At 71.0% G+C, this 18,912-nt stretch carries 18 protein-coding genes and 1 other RNA gene; 15 read left to right on the top strand and 4 right to left on the bottom strand.

Translation table 11 applies throughout. The annotated features are described in order from the left end of the window. Positions 1-190 precede the first annotated feature (190 nt). Together OG948_RS14030 and OG948_RS14025 are read right to left on the bottom strand one after the other, a co-directional pair. On the bottom strand, positions 191-1,117 hold the full coding sequence (locus tag OG948_RS14030; protein WP_406296670.1) for a hypothetical protein: 927 nt from the start codon (positions 1,115-1,117) through the stop codon (positions 191-193). Between the two features lie 509 nt (positions 1,118-1,626). Next, entirely contained in the window at positions 1,627-1,815 is a 189-nt protein-coding gene (locus OG948_RS14025) for a hypothetical protein (RefSeq protein ID WP_402234107.1), read from the bottom strand. Positions 1,816-2,051: 236 nt separating this feature from the next. On the opposite strand from OG948_RS14025, the gene ftsE reads away from it, so the two are divergent. From ftsE to ssrA, 5 genes are all read left to right on the top strand, one after another. Next, the gene (gene ftsE, locus OG948_RS14020; RefSeq protein WP_020553326.1) at positions 2,052-2,741 is read left to right on the top strand and encodes a cell division ATP-binding protein FtsE; all 690 of its coding nucleotides are present in this window, start codon (positions 2,052-2,054) and stop codon (positions 2,739-2,741) included. 56 nt (positions 2,742-2,797) lie between these two features. Further along, positions 2,798-3,703 (top strand): permease-like cell division protein FtsX, encoded by a 906-nt coding sequence (gene ftsX / locus OG948_RS14015; RefSeq protein WP_395863391.1) that lies wholly within the window; start codon positions 2,798-2,800, stop codon positions 3,701-3,703. Positions 3,704-3,866: 163 nt separating this feature from the next. Next, a complete protein-coding gene (locus OG948_RS14010) occupies positions 3,867-5,111 on the top strand; it encodes a peptidoglycan DD-metalloendopeptidase family protein (protein WP_406296667.1) in 1,245 nt (414 codons plus the stop codon). 93 nt (positions 5,112-5,204) lie between these two features. After that, complete coding sequence (gene smpB, locus OG948_RS14005; protein ID WP_406300254.1) at positions 5,205-5,684, top strand: SsrA-binding protein SmpB; 480 nt, start codon at positions 5,205-5,207, stop codon at positions 5,682-5,684. Between the two features lie 140 nt (positions 5,685-5,824). Next, positions 5,825-6,194: a transfer-messenger RNA gene (gene ssrA / locus OG948_RS14000) on the top strand. A 50-nt stretch (positions 6,195-6,244) separates the two neighbouring features. Here ssrA and OG948_RS13995 read toward each other — a convergent pair. Then, positions 6,245-6,859 (bottom strand): TetR/AcrR family transcriptional regulator, encoded by a 615-nt coding sequence (locus OG948_RS13995; protein WP_406296665.1) that lies wholly within the window; start codon positions 6,857-6,859, stop codon positions 6,245-6,247. Between the two features lie 124 nt (positions 6,860-6,983). Here OG948_RS13995 and OG948_RS13990 point away from each other — a divergent pair, with 124 nt between their 5' ends. The 3 genes from OG948_RS13990 to OG948_RS13980 all read left to right on the top strand — a co-directional run bounded on the left by OG948_RS13990 (position 6,984) and on the right by OG948_RS13980 (position 10,426). Next, positions 6,984-8,042 carry an ABC transporter permease gene (locus tag OG948_RS13990; RefSeq protein WP_406296663.1) on the top strand — a complete coding sequence of 353 codons (1,059 nt, stop codon included), beginning with the start codon at positions 6,984-6,986 and terminating at the stop codon, positions 8,040-8,042. Positions 8,043-8,502: 460 nt separating this feature from the next. Continuing rightward, positions 8,503-9,909 (top strand): NAD-dependent malic enzyme, encoded by a 1,407-nt coding sequence (locus OG948_RS13985; RefSeq protein ID WP_406296661.1) that lies wholly within the window; start codon positions 8,503-8,505, stop codon positions 9,907-9,909. 235 nt (positions 9,910-10,144) lie between these two features. Continuing rightward, on the top strand, positions 10,145-10,426 hold the full coding sequence (locus OG948_RS13980; protein WP_355539945.1) for an HU family DNA-binding protein: 282 nt from the start codon (positions 10,145-10,147) through the stop codon (positions 10,424-10,426). A 157-nt stretch (positions 10,427-10,583) separates the two neighbouring features. Here the strand turns inward: OG948_RS13980 and murA are convergent, their stop codons facing one another. After that, a complete protein-coding gene (murA, locus tag OG948_RS13975; protein ID WP_395863382.1) occupies positions 10,584-11,927 on the bottom strand; it encodes a UDP-N-acetylglucosamine 1-carboxyvinyltransferase in 1,344 nt (447 codons plus the stop codon). 152 nt (positions 11,928-12,079) lie between these two features. Here murA and OG948_RS13970 point away from each other — a divergent pair, with 152 nt between their 5' ends. From OG948_RS13970 to OG948_RS13940, 7 genes are all read left to right on the top strand, one after another. Continuing rightward, on the top strand, positions 12,080-12,454 hold the full coding sequence (locus OG948_RS13970) for a hypothetical protein (protein WP_406296659.1): 375 nt from the start codon (positions 12,080-12,082) through the stop codon (positions 12,452-12,454). A gap of 4 nt (positions 12,455-12,458) precedes the next feature. Then, positions 12,459-13,016 (top strand): YqgE/AlgH family protein, encoded by a 558-nt coding sequence (locus OG948_RS13965; RefSeq protein WP_395863378.1) that lies wholly within the window; start codon positions 12,459-12,461, stop codon positions 13,014-13,016. Between the two features lie 97 nt (positions 13,017-13,113). Beyond that, on the top strand, positions 13,114-13,431 hold the full coding sequence (locus tag OG948_RS13960; protein WP_406296657.1) for a DUF3039 domain-containing protein: 318 nt from the start codon (positions 13,114-13,116) through the stop codon (positions 13,429-13,431). A gap of 274 nt (positions 13,432-13,705) precedes the next feature. Next, a complete protein-coding gene (locus tag OG948_RS13955; protein WP_406300253.1) occupies positions 13,706-14,539 on the top strand; it encodes an FAD binding domain-containing protein in 834 nt (277 codons plus the stop codon). Next, entirely contained in the window at positions 14,536-15,105 is a 570-nt protein-coding gene (locus OG948_RS13950) for a (2Fe-2S)-binding protein (RefSeq protein ID WP_406296655.1), read from the top strand. Before OG948_RS13955 ends, OG948_RS13950 begins: the two co-directional genes overlap by 4 nt. 30 nt (positions 15,106-15,135) lie before the next feature. Then, positions 15,136-17,307: a xanthine dehydrogenase family protein molybdopterin-binding subunit gene (locus tag OG948_RS13945; RefSeq protein WP_406296653.1), complete on the top strand. Its 2,172-nt coding sequence runs from the start codon at positions 15,136-15,138 to the stop codon at positions 17,305-17,307. A 232-nt stretch (positions 17,308-17,539) separates the two neighbouring features. Then, entirely contained in the window at positions 17,540-18,877 is a 1,338-nt protein-coding gene (locus tag OG948_RS13940; RefSeq protein ID WP_406296652.1) for an MFS transporter, read from the top strand. The last annotated feature ends 35 nt before the right edge of the window (positions 18,878-18,912 follow it).

The raw sequence follows: 18,912 nt of genomic DNA, 5'->3' as shown, positions 1-18,912 counted from the left end.
AACCCTCTCCGAACGCCCTTGACGCGGCATCCGCCCGGTTACCAGTCTGAACGGCGGCATTGTCGCGACGCATCCGATCGGAGTCCGGGGCGCATCCACGGATGGCACGGGCGCGCGTCGAAGTGATGCCCAACGGCGTTTGGGACCCCACCCGCGCCGGCGCGGATACGGGGATCCCACCAACTGGGGGTTAATTGATGACAACCAAAATGCGCGTCCGGACGGCACGGATAGCCGCCGCCGCGCTGTTCGCTGCGGGCGCGTCCTTCGCGGTCGCGGGCGTCGCGAGCGCGGCGGACCCGGGTCCGGACGACGGGTGCGAGCAGACGCACACGTGCCCGCCCGGTGAGACCTCCGGCAGCACGACCGGTACGACCACGGGCACCACCACGGGTACCACCACGGGCACGACCACCGGCGGCACCGTCGTGGGCGCGACCTCCGGCGGCACGATCGTGGGCGCCACGACCGGCAACACGGCGGGTTCGACCACGGGTACGACGACGTCGGGTTCGACCACCGGTACGACCACGTCGGGCTCGACCACGGGCACGACCACCTCCGGTTCGACCACGGGTGAGACCACGTCGGGTTCGACCACGGGCACCACCACCTCGGGTTCGACCACCGGTACGACGACGTCGGGTTCGACCACCGGTACGACCACGTCGGGCTCGACCACGGGCACGACCACCTCCGGTTCGACCACGGGTGAGACCACGTCCGGTTCGACCACCGGTACGACCACGTCGGGCTCGACCACCGGCACGACCAGCTCGGGCAGCTCGAGCGGTACGTCCTCCGGCTCGCAGGGCACTTCGGCCGGCTCCACGGGGAACTCGTCCTCGGGCTCCACGAAGGGCAACTCGGGCGGTTCCGGGACCACCACGAAGGGCAACTCGGGCGGCAGCACCGGCGGCGGCAACACGTGTGACGCCACGCACGCCACCGGCGGCCTCGACCTGAACTGCGGCGGCGACGGGAACACCCGGACGAGCAGCGGCAACGGCGACCAGCAGAACGCCCCCGTTCGCGACTTCGGCGGCGGCGACACCGCTCCGGCGGCGCAGCAGCCCGCGAACAAGGAACTGGCCTCGACCGGCTCCGGCGCCAACATGGCGTTCCTGGTCGTCGGCGGCGCCGCGATGGCGGCCGGTGGCTTCACCTTCACCGTGCTGCCGGCGCGGCTCAAGCGCCGTCAGCAGGCCTCCGCGGCCTGAGTCGAAGACTTGTGCCCCGGCGCGGCGGTGCCGGGGCACTGAATCCGCCGTCCAGCCGTTCCGGGCCGGGCGCACCGCGTCATCGCGAGTGCGTCTGTGAAACGGTCGGCTCGGAATCACGGACGGTGGGCGGCACCGCGGTACGACGTCGGGCCCTGTGCCCGGCCTCGACAACGGGGCGCCCGCTCGGTTCGGTCCGCGTCGGACAGCTGCCGACAACGCCCGATCCGGGTTCCGGAAGCCGCGGGAACGCCGCTGTACGACGCGAAGGCCCTGGGGGCACCCAGGGCCTTCGTGTCGTTTCGGGGGTTGTTCGGGGATTGTGGGGGTCCTGCCCGGGCGAGCGGGGCCGCATCCGGCCCGGCTCCGGGGCCCGGTCTTGGCCCGGCGACTCGTGCTCCGCGGCTCAGCCGCCCACGCGGGCCAGCAGCAGCGCGCACACCAGGACCAGCAGTGCGAGTGCCGCGAGCATCGCGGGTTGGAGATTGAGTCCACCGGAGCGCTGGAGCCGTTCACGACTGGCCCGGCACGTCGGGCAGCGACCCTCCGCGACCAGGCCGGCACAGTTCGCGCACACCAGGCGGTCCAAGGTCATCTCGACGCCTCCGCCTCGATTGCTCCGCTATCACGCATCGACACCCATAACGCTCACGACGCGGTGGGAAGTTCCCGTCCCCTTCCACTGTGCCGCTTACACTCACGGAATGGCCATGCCCCACGACCACTCCGTTCGAGCCTGGGCGCCCGGCTCGCGACGGCGTGGTCCCTTGGCCACACCTGTGCCCCCGGCCGGATGCCCTGCCCCCTACACTGGCGCACCGTGATGCAACCGTGATCCGATTCGACAACGTCAGCAAGACCTACCCGAAGCAGCCGCGCCCCGCGTTGCACGACGTCTCCCTCGAAGTGGAGAAGGGTGAGTTCGTCTTCCTCGTCGGGTCCTCGGGCTCGGGTAAGTCCACCTTCCTGCGGCTGGTCCTCAAAGAGGAGCGGCCGTCCCTAGGCAACATCTTCGTGGCGGGCAAGGACCTCGGCCGGTTGTCCAACTGGAAGGTGCCGGCGCTGCGCCGCCAGGTGGGCACCGTCTTCCAGGACTTCCGCCTGCTGCCCAACAAGACGGTTTATCAGAACGTCGCGTTCGCGCTCGAGGTGATCGGCAAGCCCCGAGGCACGATCCGCAAGGTGGTGCCGGAGGTGCTGGACCTGGTGGGGCTGGGCGGCAAGGAAGACCGCATGCCCGGCGAACTGTCCGGTGGTGAGCAGCAGCGTGTGGCGATCGCCCGTGCCTTCGTGAACCGGCCGATGATCCTCATCGCCGACGAGCCGACCGGCAACCTCGACCCGCAGAACAGCGTCGGCATCATGAAGCTGCTCGACCGGATCAACCGGACCGGCACCACGATCCTGATGGCCACACACGACCAGGCGATCGTGGACCAGATGCGCAAGCGCGTGATCGAGCTGGAGCAGGGCCGCCTGGTCCGCGACCAGTCTCGCGGCGTGTACGGCTACCAGCACTGATCCACCGGACCACCACGGCGCGGCAGTCCGGCCGCGCCCCTAGCGACTAGGACATCATGCGCGCCCAGTTCGTCCTCTCGGAGATCGGAGTCGGTCTCCGCCGGAACCTGACCATGACGATCGCGGTGATCGTCAGTGTCGCGCTGTCCCTCACGCTGGCCGGAGCGGGTGCGCTGCTGCGGGTTCAGGTGAACGAGATGAAGGACTACTGGTACGACCGGGTCGAGGTCTCGATCTTCCTGTGCGGCAAGAGCGACCACGACGCCGGATGTGCGGGCGGCGAGGTCTCCAACGAGCAGCGCGATGCGATCAAGGCCGAGCTCAGCCGGATGCCGCTCGTGGAGAAGACGTACCAGGAGTCCAAGCAGGAGGCGTTCCAGCACTTCAAGGAGCAGAACAAGGAATCCCCGCTCTCCGGCAGCGTCACCGCCGACCAGTTGCCGGAATCCTTCCGGGTCAAGCTCAAGGACCCGACCAAGTACAACGTCGTGGCGAGCGCGTTCGCCGGCAGACCGGGCGTGCAGTCCGTCCAGGACCAGCGCAAGATTCTGGAGCCGTTCTTCAAGCTGCTGAAGAACGCGCAATACGCGGCCTACGGCGTGATGGGATTCATGCTCCTGGTGGCGATCCTGCTGATCGTCAACACGGCCCGGGTGTCCGCGTTCAGCCGGCGGCGGGAGACCGGCATCATGCGGCTCGTCGGCGCGTCGAATCTGTACATCCAATTGCCGTTCATCATGGAATCCGCCATCGCCGGCCTGCTGGGCGGTGTGCTGGCCTCCGGCCTGTTGAGCACCGGGTTCTTCTTCGGTGTCGAGAAGGGCCTGGGTCAGCAGTTCAACGCATTCGAGTTGATCGGCTGGGGACCGGTGCTGGCGACCCTGCCGCTTTTGATCCTCTTCGGGGTGCTGATGTCGGCGATCGCGTCGTTCTTCACGCTCCTGAAGTACCTCAAGGTCTGATCCGGGATCCGCTCGCGGGAACCGACCCGACGGCCCCGACGGCCCCGTTCCGCCACCGCGGAACGGGGCCGTCGAACGTCTGTACGCAGCCGGATGGGTTCGTATTACTTCCATACCGGTGTGGGTCGTGGCAATTCCTGGCAATTACGCGTTTCTTATGATCATGCGCAGAATTCGGACCAGGCGACTCGGCTTCTCCGCGCTCGTGGTGATCACGGCCGCGGTCGGTTTCGTGCCCGCGTACGCCGACGGCGACGGCGGTGACGCGCGGGCCCGCCGGCAGCGCGCCGACGCCGCGGCCCGGGGCATGCGGGCCGACCTGGACGCGTCACTGGCCCGCCTGGCGACCGCGGAGACCGCGTTCGCCGAGGCCGAGGCGGCGGGGCCGGGCGCTCGGGCCGCCCTCGAGGCGGCTCGGGCGCGCGTGGCCGAGGCGCGAACCCGGACGGCCGACCTGAGCCACGGCGTGGAGCTGGCGGAGGCCGCGGTGCGCACGGCGGAGGCCGAGCTGCACGACGTGGCGGCCTCGACCCAGGCGGTGCGCGACGACGTGACCCGGCTGGTGGGCCGGGCGTACCGCAACGGCGCGATGGCGCAGTTGTCGATGATCCTGCGCGCGCAGACCCCGGCGGAGCTGCTCAGCAGCCTCCAGGGCTATCGGCAGATGCTTCAGGCGGACCACGAGACGATCGCCCGGCTGGAGCGCACCCGGGACGCGATCGACGCCCGCCGGGCCGAGCTGGAGCGGCGTCGCGCGGAGGCCAGGGTGCGGCACACCGAGGCCACTCGGCAGCTCGCCGAGGTGGTCGCCCTGGAGAAGACCGCGACCGACGCGGAGGCGAGGGTGGCCGCACTGGCGAAGCAGCGCGAGGCCGCGCTGGCGACCGCGCGCGAGGAGAAGGCGGCCGACCAGCAGCGCTACGAGGCGATCCGGTCCGAGCAGAAGCGGTTGACCGAGCTGGCGAACCGGAGCAACGCGCCGGCGGGCCGACCGGCCTCGTCCACGAAGCAGGGCGGTGCGCTCTCCTACCCGGTGCGCGGGCCGGTCAGCTCGGGCTTCGGGATGCGCTACCACCCGATCCTGGAGTACACGAAGCTGCACACCGGCACCGACTTCGCGGTCCCGCAGGACACCTCGGTGGCCGCCGCCCGCGAGGGCACGGTGGTGCAGACCGGCTACAACGCGGCGTACGGCTACCGCGTGGTGCTCTCGCACGGGCGGGTCGGCGGGGTCGCGCTGACCACGACGTACAACCACCTGTCCCGGATCAGCGTGCGCGAGGGGCAGCGGGTGGCCCGCGGCGATCAGGTCGGCCGGTCCGGCAACACCGGCTGGTCCACCGGCGCGCACCTGCATTTCGAGGTGCTCGTGGACGGCGAGTTCGTCGACCCGGCACTGTGGTTGTGAGAGCGGACCCCGGCCGGCGGCGGAATCGGATCGGAAAGGCCGACCACCCGGGCGGGTAATGAGCTTGCGGCCATGCGCGAGAATGCAGGGATCATGGCGAAAGAGACCGGGCGCAAGCTCATCGCGCAGAACAAGAAGGCGCGGCACGACTACCTCATCGAGGACACCCTCGAAGTCGGCCTCGTCCTGACCGGCACCGAGGTCAAGTCGTTGCGAGCCGGCAAGGCGTCCCTGGTGGACGGCTACGCGAGCATCGACGGCGGCGAGGTGTGGCTGCACAACGTGCACATCTCGGAGTACTCGCAGGGCACGTGGACGAACCACACGGCGCGGCGCAAGCGCAAGCTGCTGCTGCACCGGCACGAGATCGAGAAACTGGTCCAGGCGACCCAGGAAACCGGTCACACCCTCGTGCCGCTGAGCCTGTACTTCAAGGACGGTCGGGCCAAACTCGAACTGGCGCTGGCCAAGGGCAAGAAGAACTACGACAAACGACAGACCCTGCGCGAACAGCAGGACCGGCGCGAGACGGAGCGCGTGATGTCGAAGTACGTGCGCGGCCGTCGAGGGTGACCCGCCGGGAATGAAGTGGACCGGTCCGACGTTGGACCGTACGATGTGGCTGGTTCGGGCCGAGCAAGTGTGGCGGTTCGGGCCGTCGAGCAGGGCACCAGGGTTCCTCGGAGCCTCGGTGGTTGCTTGAAAACTCAATAGGGGGTGATCGGTTTCGACTGCGGCTGTCGAAGCAGAGGAAGCGAGCCGAGGAAGCGACAATGATCTCGTTAACCACCTGTCGCAAACAAATAATCGCCGATACCAAGCGCGATTCCTTCGCCCTCGCTGCCTAAGCGAGTATCCGAAGGTGTCAGACCGGGTGCGTCCCCGCCCCGGACCCTGGCATAATCTAGGGGACTCCACCGCAAGACCCGGTTACGGGGTCGTGCGGGACAAAAAACAGTAACTGGGCCCGTCGGTGTCTTGTCCACGTGAACACCGGGGCCGAGAAAATCGTTGTGGACTGCGCTCGGAGAAGCTCTGGTTCCGCACCGTAGGACGCGGGTTCAATTCCCGCCACCTCCACCCCTGTTGACGAGAAGGCCCGGTGTGCTCGCACACCGGGCCTTCTCGCGTGCTCACACGTCGTCGCGCGCGCGGAGCAGCGCGCGAACGCCCGCCTTGAAGTCGGCCTCCGAGGTGTGGCCCAACACCGTGCGCTGGATCGTGAAGCCCTGGAGCAGCGCCATCACGGCCAGAGCGACGACCTTGGGATCCACGGTCGAGGGCAGTGCGCCGGCGTCGAGGTAGAGCGCGCAGACCGCGACGAGGCGATCGAGGACGGCGTCGTACTCGGCCCGCACGTGCGCCCTCAGTCGCGGGTCGCGGATGGCCTCGCCCCAGACCTGGATCGCCACCCGGCCGATGCCCTCCTGGCCGTCGAGCTCGACCACGGCGTCGACGAGCCGATCCAGGGTCGCCGCGAGCGAGGGCAGCCCGACGTCCCCGTGCGCCAGCGTGTGCGGGTCCGGCAGCGCGGCGGCCACCGCCTGCAGCGCGTCGGTGCAGCACGCGGCGATCAGTTCGTCCTTGCCCTTGAAGTAGCGATAGACCGCGCCCGCGGACAGCCCGGCCTCGGCGAAGACGTCGGGCATCGACGTGCGGTGGAAGCCGTTGCGCGCGAAGCAGCGCCGCGCGGCCACCAGGATCTGGCGGTGGCGGGCGTCGAGGTGTTCCTGGCTGACCTTGGGCATGGCTCGATAATAAAACGAACATTCGTCTTGACACTACGCCGGTGTGCGCCCAGGATCGGATTCATCGATCGATGAATTGCCGGATCCCGATCGGGGATCGTGCGCGAGGGAGCGTGGAGTCGCCATGCCGCACAACGCCTCGGAGGAGCGGACCCCGGGAACGGCCGAAGAGATGGCGCCCGCGTGGTCGGGGTCGGGCCCGGAGACGGCGCCGCGGAGCGCGCGACCGATGTCGCCGGTGCGGATCGCGGTCGCGGTCGCGGTGGGGCTCGTGGTTCTGCAACTGCTGATGGTGACGCTCTTCGCGTGGCCGGGCGCCCGCAGCGAGCCGCGGGACCTGCCGATCGTGGTGGCGGGTGCGCCGGCCGAGGCGAGCGCGCTGGCCGATCGCCTCGAACGCGCGCATCCGGGCGCGTTCACGGTGCACGCGGTGGCCGACGAGGCGGCGGCGCGGGCCCGGATCGAGGATCGCCGGGACTACGGCGCGATCGTGCTCGGCCCGGACGGACCGCGCCTGCTGACCGCCTCCGCCGCGAGCGCCACCGTGGCGCAGTCGCTGCCGCGATACGTGGCCGCGGTGAACGAGAGCCTGCCGGTGTCCGTGGTCGACGTCGTACCGGCTCCCGCGGACGATCCGCGCGGCGCGGGCCTGGGCGGCGCGGTGCTGCCGCTCGTCATGACCGGGATGTTCAGCGGGATCTTCCTGACCCTGTTCGTGCCCCGACTGCGGCTGCGGCTAGCCGGAGCGGCACTGTTCGCCGCGCTGGGCGGGCTCGCGGCCACGGGATTGCTCCAGGGGTGGGTCGGTGCGCTGTCGGGCCCCTACGCGGTCGACGCCGGCGCCGTGGCGCTGCTGCTGCTCGCGGTCAACCTGCCGATCATCGGCCTGGCCGCGGTGCTGGGCAGGCCGGGCATCGCGCTCGGCGCGGTCACCATGTTCCTGATCGGCAATCCGCTGTCGGGCGCGACGAGCGCACCGGAACTGCTCCCCCAGCCGTGGGGCACGCTCGGCCGGCTGTTGCCGCCCGGCGCGGGCGGCAACCTGCTGCGCTCGACCGCCTTCTTCGACGGCAACGGCGCCGGCGAGCACCTCGCGGTGCTCGGCGCGTGGATCGCCCTGGGCGCCGTGCTCTCGGCCGCGAGCGGCCTCGGCCTCGGCCTAGGGCGAACGCGCGCGGAATGAGCGTCACCGCGGCCGACTCGTCGACGGGTGCCGGACCGCGGTCGGTGAGCGGCGTAAGGCGTGAGGCGCGTCGGGCGTAGGGCGTAGGGCGTCGTGGGAGTGTCGGCGGGGCGAGGCCGCGCATACGAAACCGGCGGCCCCTGGGGGACCGCCGGTGTGATGTCGAGGACACCGACCCGCCAATGCTCGCCTCTCGGCAAGTGGTCCCTCGTAGGGACTAATGGTTGGGCCCGGGGGCTTGGATCGAGCCGGTGTCGTGAAACAGCGTAACCGACCGGCCGCCCGGCGCCGGAATGAACGGCGAAGGACGAGGATCACAGTTTGCGGCGGCGCCCGGCCCGGGTAGAGCGGGCGCCCGGGACGGCCCGCGGACCCGCTCGTGTCCACGAAGTGAGACCATCGGGAGCGATGCGGCGCCGTGGCAGACGGGGTGCCGCAGCGATCGGAGGAGAAAGAGTTCATGCCCGCAGCGCCCAGCGCCTCGTACTCGATCACGGCTCGACTGGAGGTCCCCGCAGGGGGCCGATCGGTCAGTCGACTCACCAACACGGTCGAATCCGCCGGGGGGTCGATCACCGCGCTCGACGTCACCGCGTCCGGCCACGAGCGCCTGCGGATCGACGTCACGATCGCCGCGACCTCGACGGAGCACGCCGACCGGCTCGTGGAGGCGGTCCGGGAGATCGAGGGCGTCACCCTCGGCAAGGTCTCGGACCGAACCTTCCTGATGCACCTCGGCGGCAAGATCGAGATGCAGTCCAAGCATCCGATCCGCAACCGTGACGACCTCTCGATGATCTACACCCCGGGCGTGGCGCGGGTGTGCATGGCGATCGCGGAAAATCCGGACGACGCGCGCCGGCTGACCATCAAGCGCAACACCGTCGCGGTGGTCACCGACGGCTCCGCGGTGCTCGGCCTGGGCAACATCGGCCCCAAGGCCGCGCTGCCGGTGATGGAGGGCAAGGCCGCCCTGTTCAAGCGCTTCGCCGGGATCGACGCGTGGCCGATCTGCCTGGACACCCAGGACCCGGACGAGATCGTCCGGGCCGTCCAGGTGATGGCGCCGGGCTTCGCCGGGATCAACCTGGAGGACATCTCCGCGCCGCGCTGCTTCGAGATCGAGCGCCGGCTGCGCGAGACGCTGGACATCCCGGTCTTCCACGACGACCAGCACGGCACCGCGATCGTGGTGCTCGCCGCGCTCACCAACGCGCTGCGGGTGGTCGGCAAGAAGATCGAGGATGTGCGCATTGTCATGTCCGGCGCGGGCGCGGCGGGCACGGCGATCCTCAAGCTGCTCCTGTCCGCAGGGGCCGGCCACGTGGTGGTCGCGGACGTCCGCGGCATCGTGCACACCGGTCGCACCGACATGGGCGAGGACCTGCGCTGGATCGCCGAGCACACCAACGAGCAGGGCCTCACCGGCACGCTCAAGGAGGCCGTGGTCGGCGCGGACGTCTTCGTCGGGGTGTCGGCGCCGAACGTACTCGCCGGCTCCGACATCGCCGCGATGGCACCGGACTCGATCGTGTTCGCGCTGGCCAACCCGGATCCCGAGGTGGATCCGGCGACGGCCCTGGAGCACGCCGCGGTGGTCGCCACCGGCCGCAGCGACTTCCCCAACCAGATCAACAACGTGCTGGTCTTTCCGGGTGTCTTCCGCGGTCTGGTGGACGCGCAGAGCCGGCACATCACCAACGACATGCTGCTCGCCGCCGCGCGGGCGCTGGCGTCGGTGGTCTCCGACGACGAAGTCAACCCGAACTACATCATTCCGAGTGTTTTCCACCCGGAGGTGTCCGCCGTGGTGGCCGCGGCGGTGCGGGACGCGGTGTTGGCGGAGCGTCAGAACCCTGCGGGATGATCGTCGTACTGTCCGTACGTATCCCGGTTGCAGGGGCCCCCTAACGGCCCCGTAATCTGCCGGAACCGCGAAATCACGGGGCTTTCCCAGTGATTTGGCGTGTCCTTGATTAGCTTCCGGGCATGGATGAGTGCAGGATTCGTCCCCGGGGCAAGAACAGCGAGTTGGACTGAACCACGTTTGCGACCACGTTCCGTGGTCGTCGGCGGAGGTCAGCAAGACACGGGAGTGACACATGAACCGCAGTGAGCTGGTGGCCGCCCTCGCGGAGCGCGCCGACGTGACCCGCAAGGACGCGGACGCCGTACTGAGCGCGCTCGCCGACGTCGTCGGCGAGATCGTCGCCAAGGGTGACGAGAAGGTCTCCATCCCGGGCTTCCTCACCTTCGAGCGCACCCACCGCGCCGCCCGCACCGCGCGGAACCCGCAGACCGGTGACCCGATCGACATCCCGGCCGGCTTCGGCGTCAAGGTTTCGGCGGGCTCGAAGCTCAAGGCCGCGGCCTCGGGCAAGTAAGTCCGTAGCGCCCCGGTAGAAAACCGGAAGGGCGGCTTCCCCTCGGGGAAGCCGCCCTTCCGGCGTTGTCGGGCCCACCGGGGCCGTTTGCGGGCCTCCTCGGGCCCCTGTGGCCCCGGGAAGAGGGCACTGGGGCCCGAGGAGGGCCGGGGAACGGCTAGGCGACGCTCTCGGCGACCCTCATCGGCAGCTCCACGCGGGCGCCCAGGGCCTCGAGCTTGGCCTGGAAGTCCTCGTAGCCGCGCTCGATCAGATCGATGCCGGTGACCCGCGAGGTGCCCTCGGCGGCCAGCGCGGCGATCAGGTACGAGAAGCCCGCGCGCAGGTCCGGGATCTCCAGGTCGGTCGCGTGCAGCTTGGCCGGACCGGAGATGACCGCGGAGTGCTGGAAGTTGCGCTGGCCGAACCGGCACGGCGTACCGCCCAGGCACTCGCTGTAGAGCTGGATCGTGGCGCCCATCTGGTTGAGCGCGGAGGTGAAGCCCAGCCGCCGCTCGTAGACCGTCTCGTGCACGATGGACAGGCCGGTGGCCTGGGTCAGCGCGACCACCAGCGGTTGTTGCCAGTCGGTCTGGAAGCCCGGGTGCACGTCGGTCTCCAGCGCGATCGCGTTCAGCGGGCCGCCCGGGTGCCAGAAGCGGATGCCCTCGTCGTCGATCGAGAACGCGCCGCCGACCTGACGGAAGACGTTCAGGAAGGTCATCATGTCCAGTTGGCGGGCGCCGCGGACGTAGATGTCGCCGTGCGTGGCCAGCGCCGCGCAGCCCCAGGACGCGGCCTCCAGACGGTCCGGCAGGGCGCGGTGGTCGTAGCCGCCGAGCTTGGACACGCCGGTGATCCGGATCACCCGGTCGGTGGTCACCGAGATGATCGCGCCCATCTTCTGGAGCACACAGATGAGGTCTATGATCTCCGGCTCCACCGCCGCGTTGGACAACTCGGTGGTGCCCTCCGCGCGCACCGCCGCGAGCAGCACCTGCTCGGTGGCGCCCACGCTCGGGAACGGCAGGCTCACCTTGGTGCCCTTGAGGCCGTTGGGCGCCTCGATGTAGAGACCCTCGGGACGCTTGGTGATCACCGCGCCGAACTCGCGCAGCACGCTCAGGTGGAAGTCGATCGGCCGGTCGCCGATCATGCAGCCGCCCAGGTCCGGGATGAACGCGCGGCCCAGTCGGTGCAGCAGCGGTCCGCAGAGCAGGATCGGGATCCGGCTCGAACCCGCGTGCGCGTCGATGTCCGCGACGTTGGCCTGCTCGACCTGGGTCGGGTCCATCAGCAACTCGCCCGGCTCGTCGCCCTCGCGCACCGCCACACCGTGCAGTTGCAGCAGGCCCTTGACGATGCGTACGTCGCTGATCTCCGGGACGTTGCGCAGTCGGCTCGGCGCCTCGCCCAGGAGCGCGGCCACCATCGCCTTCGGCACCAGGTTCTTGGCGCCCTTGACGCGAACCTCGCCCTCAAGCGGGGAACCGCCGTGAACCAAGAGCACGTCGTCTTGCATGAATCCTCGCACTTCTTTGGGTACCGAAGCCGACAGGGGAGATGGGCCGACAGCGCTACACGGTAGTCGGACACCTACCGCTCCCGTTGCCGGCTCGCGGCACCGAAGGGCCCGGGAATAAGGGTCGTTCGGCCCGTGGACGAAGGGTTGGGATGGCCGCCAACAAGCTTGCGTACTGGGCATTCGCGGGAGCGGTGCTGGTGAACCTGGTACTCCTGTTCAATCCGGGCAGCCCGGGCGACCCGGCGCCGATAGTTCCGCATCGTGACAAGATCGTGCATTTTCTCTCGTTCGCCGCCATTGCCTGGACCGGTCGGCGTGTCGGAATCGGCCCGACCGTGCTGGGCTTGGCGCTCGCGGCACACGCGGTGGAGAGTGAATTGATCCAGCACTTCGTGCTCCCGCATCGCAGCGGCGACCCGTGGGACGCGGTCGCGGACCTGGCCGGAACCTCCTGCGCGCTGCTCCTCGCCGGGCGACTTCCTCGCCGGGTGGCGCACCACGACCCGGCGGTTGCGGGATCATGAGCGCATGACCGAGGTATCGCTCACCGGACGCCTGCTCGTGGCCACGCCCGCGCTGGCCGATCCCAACTTCGACCGGTGTGTGGTCTTCCTCCTGGAGCACGACGAGGACGGCACCCTGGGCGTGGTGATCAACCGCCCCAGCCCGGTGGACGTCAACGACGTGCTCGTGCCGTGGTCCAAGATCGTCAGCGAGCCGCCGGTGGTGTTCCAGGGCGGCCCGGTCGCGATGGACTCGGCGCTGGCCATCGCGTCGGTACCGGGCGGCGCGGAGCCGCTGGGCTGGCGCCGGGTGCACGGCGGGCTGGGTCTGGTCGACCTGGACGTGCCGCCGGAACTGGTCGCCGCCGACTTCGGCTCGATGCGGGTCTTCGCGGGCTACGCGGGCTGGGGACCGGGGCAGTTGGAGACCGAGCTCAAGTCGGGTGCGTGGTACGTGGTCGACTCCGAGCCCGGCGACGCGTTCTCGCCCACCCCGGATCGGCTGTGGCGGGCGGTACTGCGGCGGCAGGTGGGCGAGTTGGCGATGGTCGCCACGTACCCGGAGGATCCGACGCTGAACTGACCTCGGGCGGGTGCCCGGACCGACCTCGGGCGGGCGCCTCGCCGGCACGATCCAACGCGCCGTTCGGCGCCGCCGGTGTCTGGCTATCCTGGTGGGCATGACCACTCCCCAGAGCTTCCCGGAGCCGGAGCACGGGACGGGCACCGGCACGCTGATCGAGGAGACGCCGAAGCTCTCCCACGGCGACGGTGACCACGAGCGCTTCGCGCACTACGTCCAGCGCGACAAGATCATGGAAAGCGCGATGTCCGGGAGCCCGGTCATCGCTTTGTGCGGGAAGGTCTGGGTACCGGGTCGCGACCCGAAGAAGTACCCGGTCTGCCCGATGTGCAAGGAGATCTACGAGACGATGCCGGCCGGCGGGGCCGGTGGTGGGGACAAGGACAAGAGCGGTGGCAAGAGCGGCGGCAAGTAGTCGCTGAGGGTGCGTCGAGGGTTGCGGAGGCGTCGGTTGCTTTGGCCGGCGCCTCTTGCGTTGCGTCCTGGTCGGCTCGGGAGTGTCCGTCCGCCCGTCCACCCGTTTCGTTTTGGTTCGAGGCTGGGGTTTTACGGCTTCGGGGTGGGTCTGTGGGGGCCTGGTGGGCCTCCGGGTGTGGTGGGGTTTCGGGTTGGCTCAAATCTCGGTCCGGGCGGTCCGTTCGCGGGTGCGTGGCAATAGGGTGGGCGGCGCTGTGGACGCGACGATCTTGATGCCGCTGTCGCTCGACGAGGCCGTTGAGGCCCTCGCGCGCGATCCCCGGGCACTGCCGGTGGCCGGGGGGACCGACCTCATGCCCCGCGTCAACGCCGGAACGGTGCGACCGCCGGCCCTGGTGGGCCTGGCGAAGGTCGCCGACCTGCGGCGGTGGGGTTACGAGGACGGCTTCGCCATGCTCGGTGCCGGGCTCACCTGGGCCCGGCTCGCGGACGCCGACCTGGCCTCGCTCGTGCCGGCGCTGGCCGCCGCCGCCAACGAGGTGGGCACCGCGCAGGTGCGCGCGATGGGCACCCTCGGCGGCAACATCCTCAGCCGCGGCGCGGCCGCCGACTCGCTGCCCGTACTCGCGGCCCTGGAGGCCACCGTGTCGTGCCGTTCGCCGGGCGGAGTGCGCGAGGTCGCCCCGCATCTGCTCGCGCCCAAGGAAGGTGCGATCGCCGAACAGCTGCTGCGTCCGGGGGAGTTGATCACCGGCGTGCGGGTGCCGCTGCTGCGCGGCGTACAGGAGTTCGTCAAGGCGCCGGTGGGCGGCGGGCGATCCCTGACCCTGGCCCTGGTGGCCGGCCCGGTGGTCGGCGACGTGCGCTGCGCGGTCGGCGGGGCGCACCCCGGTCCGGTTCGCGCGTTCGAGGCCGAACAGTGGTTGGCGGGGCGGATGGACGCGCACACGGGGCGGCTCCTGGACGCGCGCGACGCGGCCGACTTCGGCCGGTTGGTGGCGGACGAGGTCCGACCCGAGGCGGAACAGCGCGCCGCTCGGGCCCACCTGCGGCATGTGGTCGCGGTGTGCGCGCGACGCGCGGTACAACGGGCGTTCGGCGGATGAGCGGCCCCGGGTTCGACGCCGACGCGACCCCGACGACGTCGTACGTCCTGCGCGTCAACGGCGAGGCGCGGCTGATCGAGAACGCCTGGATCGGCGAGAACCTGCTGTACGTGCTGCGCGAGCGGCTGGGCCTGCCCGGTGCCAAGGACGGCTGCGGGCAGGGCGTGTGCGGGACCTGCACGGTGCACCTGGACGGGGTCGCGGTGTCCGCGTGCCTGATCGCGGCGGCCACCCTGGGCGACCGCGAGGTGCGCACCATCGAGGACCTGGACAACGACCCGGAGACCGCCGACGTGCAGCGCGCGCTGGTCGAGTCCGGCGCGGTCCAGTGCGGCTACTGCGTGCCGGGAGTGGTCGCGTCCGCGTGCGCGCTGCTGGCCCATGTGGCGGAGCCGGGCGAGGTGGAGATCCGGCGCGCGCTGGACGGACACCCGTGCCGGTGCGCCGGACCGCATCCGATGGTGGACGCGGTCCGCGCGGCGGCGCGCAGGCGGGCGCCGCGGGAGACCCACACGACGATGATGTTCAACGTGATCGCGCCGCCGACGGCCGGCGGCAACGAGTGATCGGCGAGAACGAGTGATCGGCGTGAACCGGTGATCGGCGAGTCCGCACCGCGTCCGGACGGGGACGCCAAGGCACGGGGACGTTTCTCCTACACCGGCGACCTGTGGGCGCCGGGCCTGCTGTGGTGCGTGCTGGTGCGCTCGCCGCATCGACACGCCCGGATCCTGGGCGTGGACGCGGCCCCGGCCTACACCGTGCCGGGGGTGCGCGGCGTGGTCACCGCGGCGGACCTGCCGCCGGGCGCGTGCCACGGTGCGATCGTGGCGGACCGGCCGGTGCTCGCGGACGGCGTGGTGCGCTTCGCCGGCGAGGCGGTCGCGGCGGTGGCGGCGGAGACCCTCCAGGCGGCGCGGGCCGGCGCCGCGGCGGTGCTCGTGTCGTACCAGCCGCTGGAGGTCGCCTCGGATCCCGAACACGCTTTCGCGGGGCCGCCGTTGCATCCCGACGGCAACGTGCTGCGGCACATCGCGTTGCGCCACGGCCGGCCGGTCAAGCTGCGCCGGGACGGCACGCCGGTGGAGGAGGTGGTGGTCGAGGGGCTGTACGAGGTGCCCGCGCAGTACCAGGCCAACCCGGCCACCGACGCCGCGCTCGCGCTGCCCTCGCCGGACGGCGGGGTCGAGCTGCACGTGGCCTCGCCGTACCCGCACGCGGACCGCGACCAGGTCGCCGAGTGCCTGGGGCTGCCCGCCGGCATGGTCCGGCTGATGCCCACCGGCGCGGGCGGCTCCTCCGGCACGCGCGAGGACATCGGGCTGACCGCGGTGGTCGGGCTGCTGGCGCTGCGCACCGGGCGGCCGGTCAAGGCAGTGCTCGATCGGGACGAGTCGTTGCGGGTCGGCGGGCATCGGCACGCGGCGCGGATGAAGTACACCCACCGGGCGGACCGGGACGGTCGGCTGCTCGCGGTGGAGGCGCAGATCATCCTGGACGGCGGCGCGTACGCGGGTGTCTCGCCGGAGGTGATCGGGCGGCTGATCGGGTGCGCCGCCGGGCCGTACATGGTGCCGTACGCGGTGGTCGACGCGTGGGCGGTGCGCACCAACAACCCGCCGGCGGGGGCGATGCGCGGGCCCGGCGCGGTGCAGGTGTGCTTCGCGCACGAGGCGCAGATGGACAAGCTCGCGGACGCGCTCGGGATGGATCCGGTGGAGCTGCGGCTGCGCAACGCGCTCAGCTCCGGAACGATGTTGACGACGGGTCAGGTGCTGGACGGGCCGGTTCCGGTGGGGGCCGCGCTGCGGGCGGTGGCCGAGGCGGCACCGCCGGCCGCGCCGCCGGCGCCCGGGACGTTGCGTGGGACCGGATACGCGGTCGGGCTGATGCCGCTGCTCGGGATCGAGGGGGCCGACGAGTCCTCGACGGCGACCGTGCGGCTCGACGGCGGCGTGGTGACGGTGACCTGCGCGGCGGTCGAGGTCGGGCAGGGCTTCGTGACGCTGGTCCGGCAGATCGTGGACGAGGTGCTGGGCGTGCCGGACGCGATCGTGCTCCAGGCGGGCACCGCGCTGCCGACGGCGGGGGTGCCGGGCGTGGGGCGGCACACGTGGCTGACGGCGGGGGCGGTGGAGCAGGCCGCGCGGGAGATCCGCGAGCGGTTGTTGGCGCCGGTGGCGGCGCGGTACGGGATGACGGCGCGGTTGTTGGATGTGCGGGACGGGCGGATCAGGTCCTACGACGGCTTGATCGACCTGTCGGTGGACGTGATGTACCAGGACACCGCGACGGTGACCACGGCGGGCGCGTGCCGGGCGCCGAGCACCGAGCCGCTGGACGACGCGGGGCAGGGCAACGCGTACCCGGCGGTGGCCTTCTCGGCGTGTCGGGTGGTGGTCGACCTGGATCCGGAGCTGGGCACGATCCGGGTGGTGGACGTGACCGGGGCCTACGACGCGGGGCGGGTGCTGGACCCCGCGCAGGCCCGGGTGCGGGTGGAGAGCTCGGTGGCGATGGGGGTCGGGCTCGCGCTGATGGAGGACATCGAGTCGGCGTGGACGCCGCCGGGGACCTGGGACGTGCCGCCGGTGCGGGTGGCCGCGTGGATCGAGGAGCCGCAGCCGGGCGCGCCGTTCGGCGCGAAGGGCCTGGGCGACGCGGCGATCGTGCCGGTCCCGGCGGCGGTCGCGGCGGCGGTCCGGGACGCGACCGGGTTGGAACTGCCGCGATTGCCGCTGCGGCCTCGGGATGTGGTGTTGGACTAGGGCGGGTGCGTTCCGCGCCTGTCGGTCGGCCGGCGTTCCGCGCCTGCGGGTCGGCCGGCGTTCCGTGCCTGCCGGTCGGCGTTTCGTGCCCGCCGGTCGGCCCGAGAGGGTGGGCGGATCGTATTGATAAGTACTTCCATATGGCAGGGTCTAGGCTGACTCGGTGACAGCCCCGGGAGAGTCGAAGTCCGCACGGCGGAGTGTCGGGAAATCCGACGACGGGGAGCCCGGTGTGCTGACCCGGCCCTATCTCCACCTCACCCTCGGGATCGTGTCGGTCGTCCTGCTGATCGCCTTCGAGGCGATGGCGGTCGGCACCGCGATGCCGGTGGCGGTCGAGGAACTGGACGGCGTGCCGCTGTACGCCCTCGCCTTCTCCGCGTTCTTCACCACGAGCCTGCTCGCCATGGTGGTCTCCGGCGAATGGTGTGACGCGCGTGGACCCCGGCTGCCGCTGTTCGGCGGGATCGGGGCGTTCGCGGCCGGACTCGTGCTGGCCGGCACCGCGCAGTCGATGTGGCCGTTCATCGTGGGCCGGGCCGTGCAGGGCCTCGGCGGCCGGCTCGTGATCGTGTCGCTGTATGTGGTGGTCGGCAAGGCGTACCCGTCCGCGCTGCGCCCCCGCGTGTTCTCGGCGTTCTCGGCGGCGTGGGTGCTGCCCTCGATCGTCGGGCCGCCGGTGTCCGGCCTGGTCACCGATCACCTGGGCTGGCGCTGGGTGTTCCTGGCCATCCCGGTGCTGGTGGCGCTGCCGATCGTGATGATGTTGCCGCAGCTCAAGCGGATGGCGAGCGAACCGGACCCGGAGGCGCGGATGAACCGCCGCCGGATAGGCGCGGCGGTCGGCGCCTCGGTGGGCGCGGGCATGTTGCAGTACGGCGGCCAACACCTGAGCGTGGTGGGCGTGTTGCTACTGGTCGCGGGCCTGGCGCTGATGGCGGTGACGGTACCCCGGCTGCTGCCGGCGGGCACGCTGCGCGCGGTACGCGGATTGCCGACGGTGATCCTGTCCCGGGGCGTGCTGGCCGGTGCCTTCTTCGCGGTCGAGTCGTTCGTACCGCTGATGCTGATCAGCGAACACGGCCTGTCGCCGACCCAGGCGGGACTGACCCTGACCGTCGGCGCGTTGTCCTGGGCGGTCGGCTCCTGGTATCAGGGCCGCTCGCCGCACGAGCGCCGGCCCCGCCTGGTCCAACTGGGCTTCCTGTTCGTGGCGATCGCGATCGGCGGGGCACTGCTGGCCCTGGTCCCGGGCATGTCCCCGTACACGGTCACCGTGGGCTGGTTCTTCGGCGGCGCGGGCATGGGCATGGCCGTCTCCTCGGTGAGCGTGCTCACCCTCGACCTGTCCACACCCGAGGAGTCCGGCACCAACTCCTCATCGCTCCAGGTCGCCGACTCGCTCGGCACGATCGTCATGGTCGGCCTGGCCGGCGCCATCTTCGCCGCACTCCACGAGGGCACCGGCAAGGACGCGGGCGTCTTCACCCTGATCTTCGCCATCATGCTCACCATCTCCCTCCTCGGCGCCCTCCTGGCCCCCAGAGTCCGCCCCCAAACCACCCCCTGACCGAACCCGAGTCACCCGGGAAGCCGGCGGGAAGG

This window comes from Embleya sp. NBC_00888 (genome assembly GCF_045207655.1).
Lineage (GTDB): Bacteria > Actinomycetota > Actinomycetes > Streptomycetales > Streptomycetaceae > Embleya.
Note: the sequence above shows the minus strand (reverse complement) of the source record. Positions and strands in the feature narration are given on the sequence as shown.

Bases quoted from the DNA above. Each gene is read 5' to 3' on its own strand.
- OG948_RS14030 (WP_406296670.1), bottom strand. From the start codon at position 1,117: ATGTTGGCGCCGGAGCCGGTCGAGGCCAGTTCCTTGTTCGCGGGCTGC.
- OG948_RS14025 (WP_402234107.1), bottom strand. From the start codon at position 1,815: ATGACCTTGGACCGCCTGGTGTGCGCGAACTGTGCCGGCCTGGTCGCG.
- ftsX (WP_395863391.1), top strand. From the start codon at position 2,798: ATGCGCGCCCAGTTCGTCCTCTCGGAGATCGGAGTCGGTCTCCGCCGG.
- OG948_RS14010 (WP_406296667.1), top strand. From the start codon at position 3,867: ATGCGCAGAATTCGGACCAGGCGACTCGGCTTCTCCGCGCTCGTGGTG.
- smpB (WP_406300254.1), top strand. From the start codon at position 5,205: ATGGCGAAAGAGACCGGGCGCAAGCTCATCGCGCAGAACAAGAAGGCG.
- OG948_RS13995 (WP_406296665.1), bottom strand. From the start codon at position 6,859: ATGCCCAAGGTCAGCCAGGAACACCTCGACGCCCGCCACCGCCAGATC.
- OG948_RS13990 (WP_406296663.1), top strand. From the start codon at position 6,984: ATGCCGCACAACGCCTCGGAGGAGCGGACCCCGGGAACGGCCGAAGAG.
- OG948_RS13985 (WP_406296661.1), top strand. From the start codon at position 8,503: ATGCCCGCAGCGCCCAGCGCCTCGTACTCGATCACGGCTCGACTGGAG.
- OG948_RS13980 (WP_355539945.1), top strand. From the start codon at position 10,145: ATGAACCGCAGTGAGCTGGTGGCCGCCCTCGCGGAGCGCGCCGACGTG.
- murA (WP_395863382.1), bottom strand. From the start codon at position 11,927: ATGCAAGACGACGTGCTCTTGGTTCACGGCGGTTCCCCGCTTGAGGGC.
- OG948_RS13970 (WP_406296659.1), top strand. From the start codon at position 12,080: ATGGCCGCCAACAAGCTTGCGTACTGGGCATTCGCGGGAGCGGTGCTG.
- OG948_RS13965 (WP_395863378.1), top strand. From the start codon at position 12,459: ATGACCGAGGTATCGCTCACCGGACGCCTGCTCGTGGCCACGCCCGCG.
- OG948_RS13960 (WP_406296657.1), top strand. From the start codon at position 13,114: ATGACCACTCCCCAGAGCTTCCCGGAGCCGGAGCACGGGACGGGCACC.
- OG948_RS13955 (WP_406300253.1), top strand. From the start codon at position 13,706: ATGCCGCTGTCGCTCGACGAGGCCGTTGAGGCCCTCGCGCGCGATCCC.
- OG948_RS13950 (WP_406296655.1), top strand. From the start codon at position 14,536: ATGAGCGGCCCCGGGTTCGACGCCGACGCGACCCCGACGACGTCGTAC.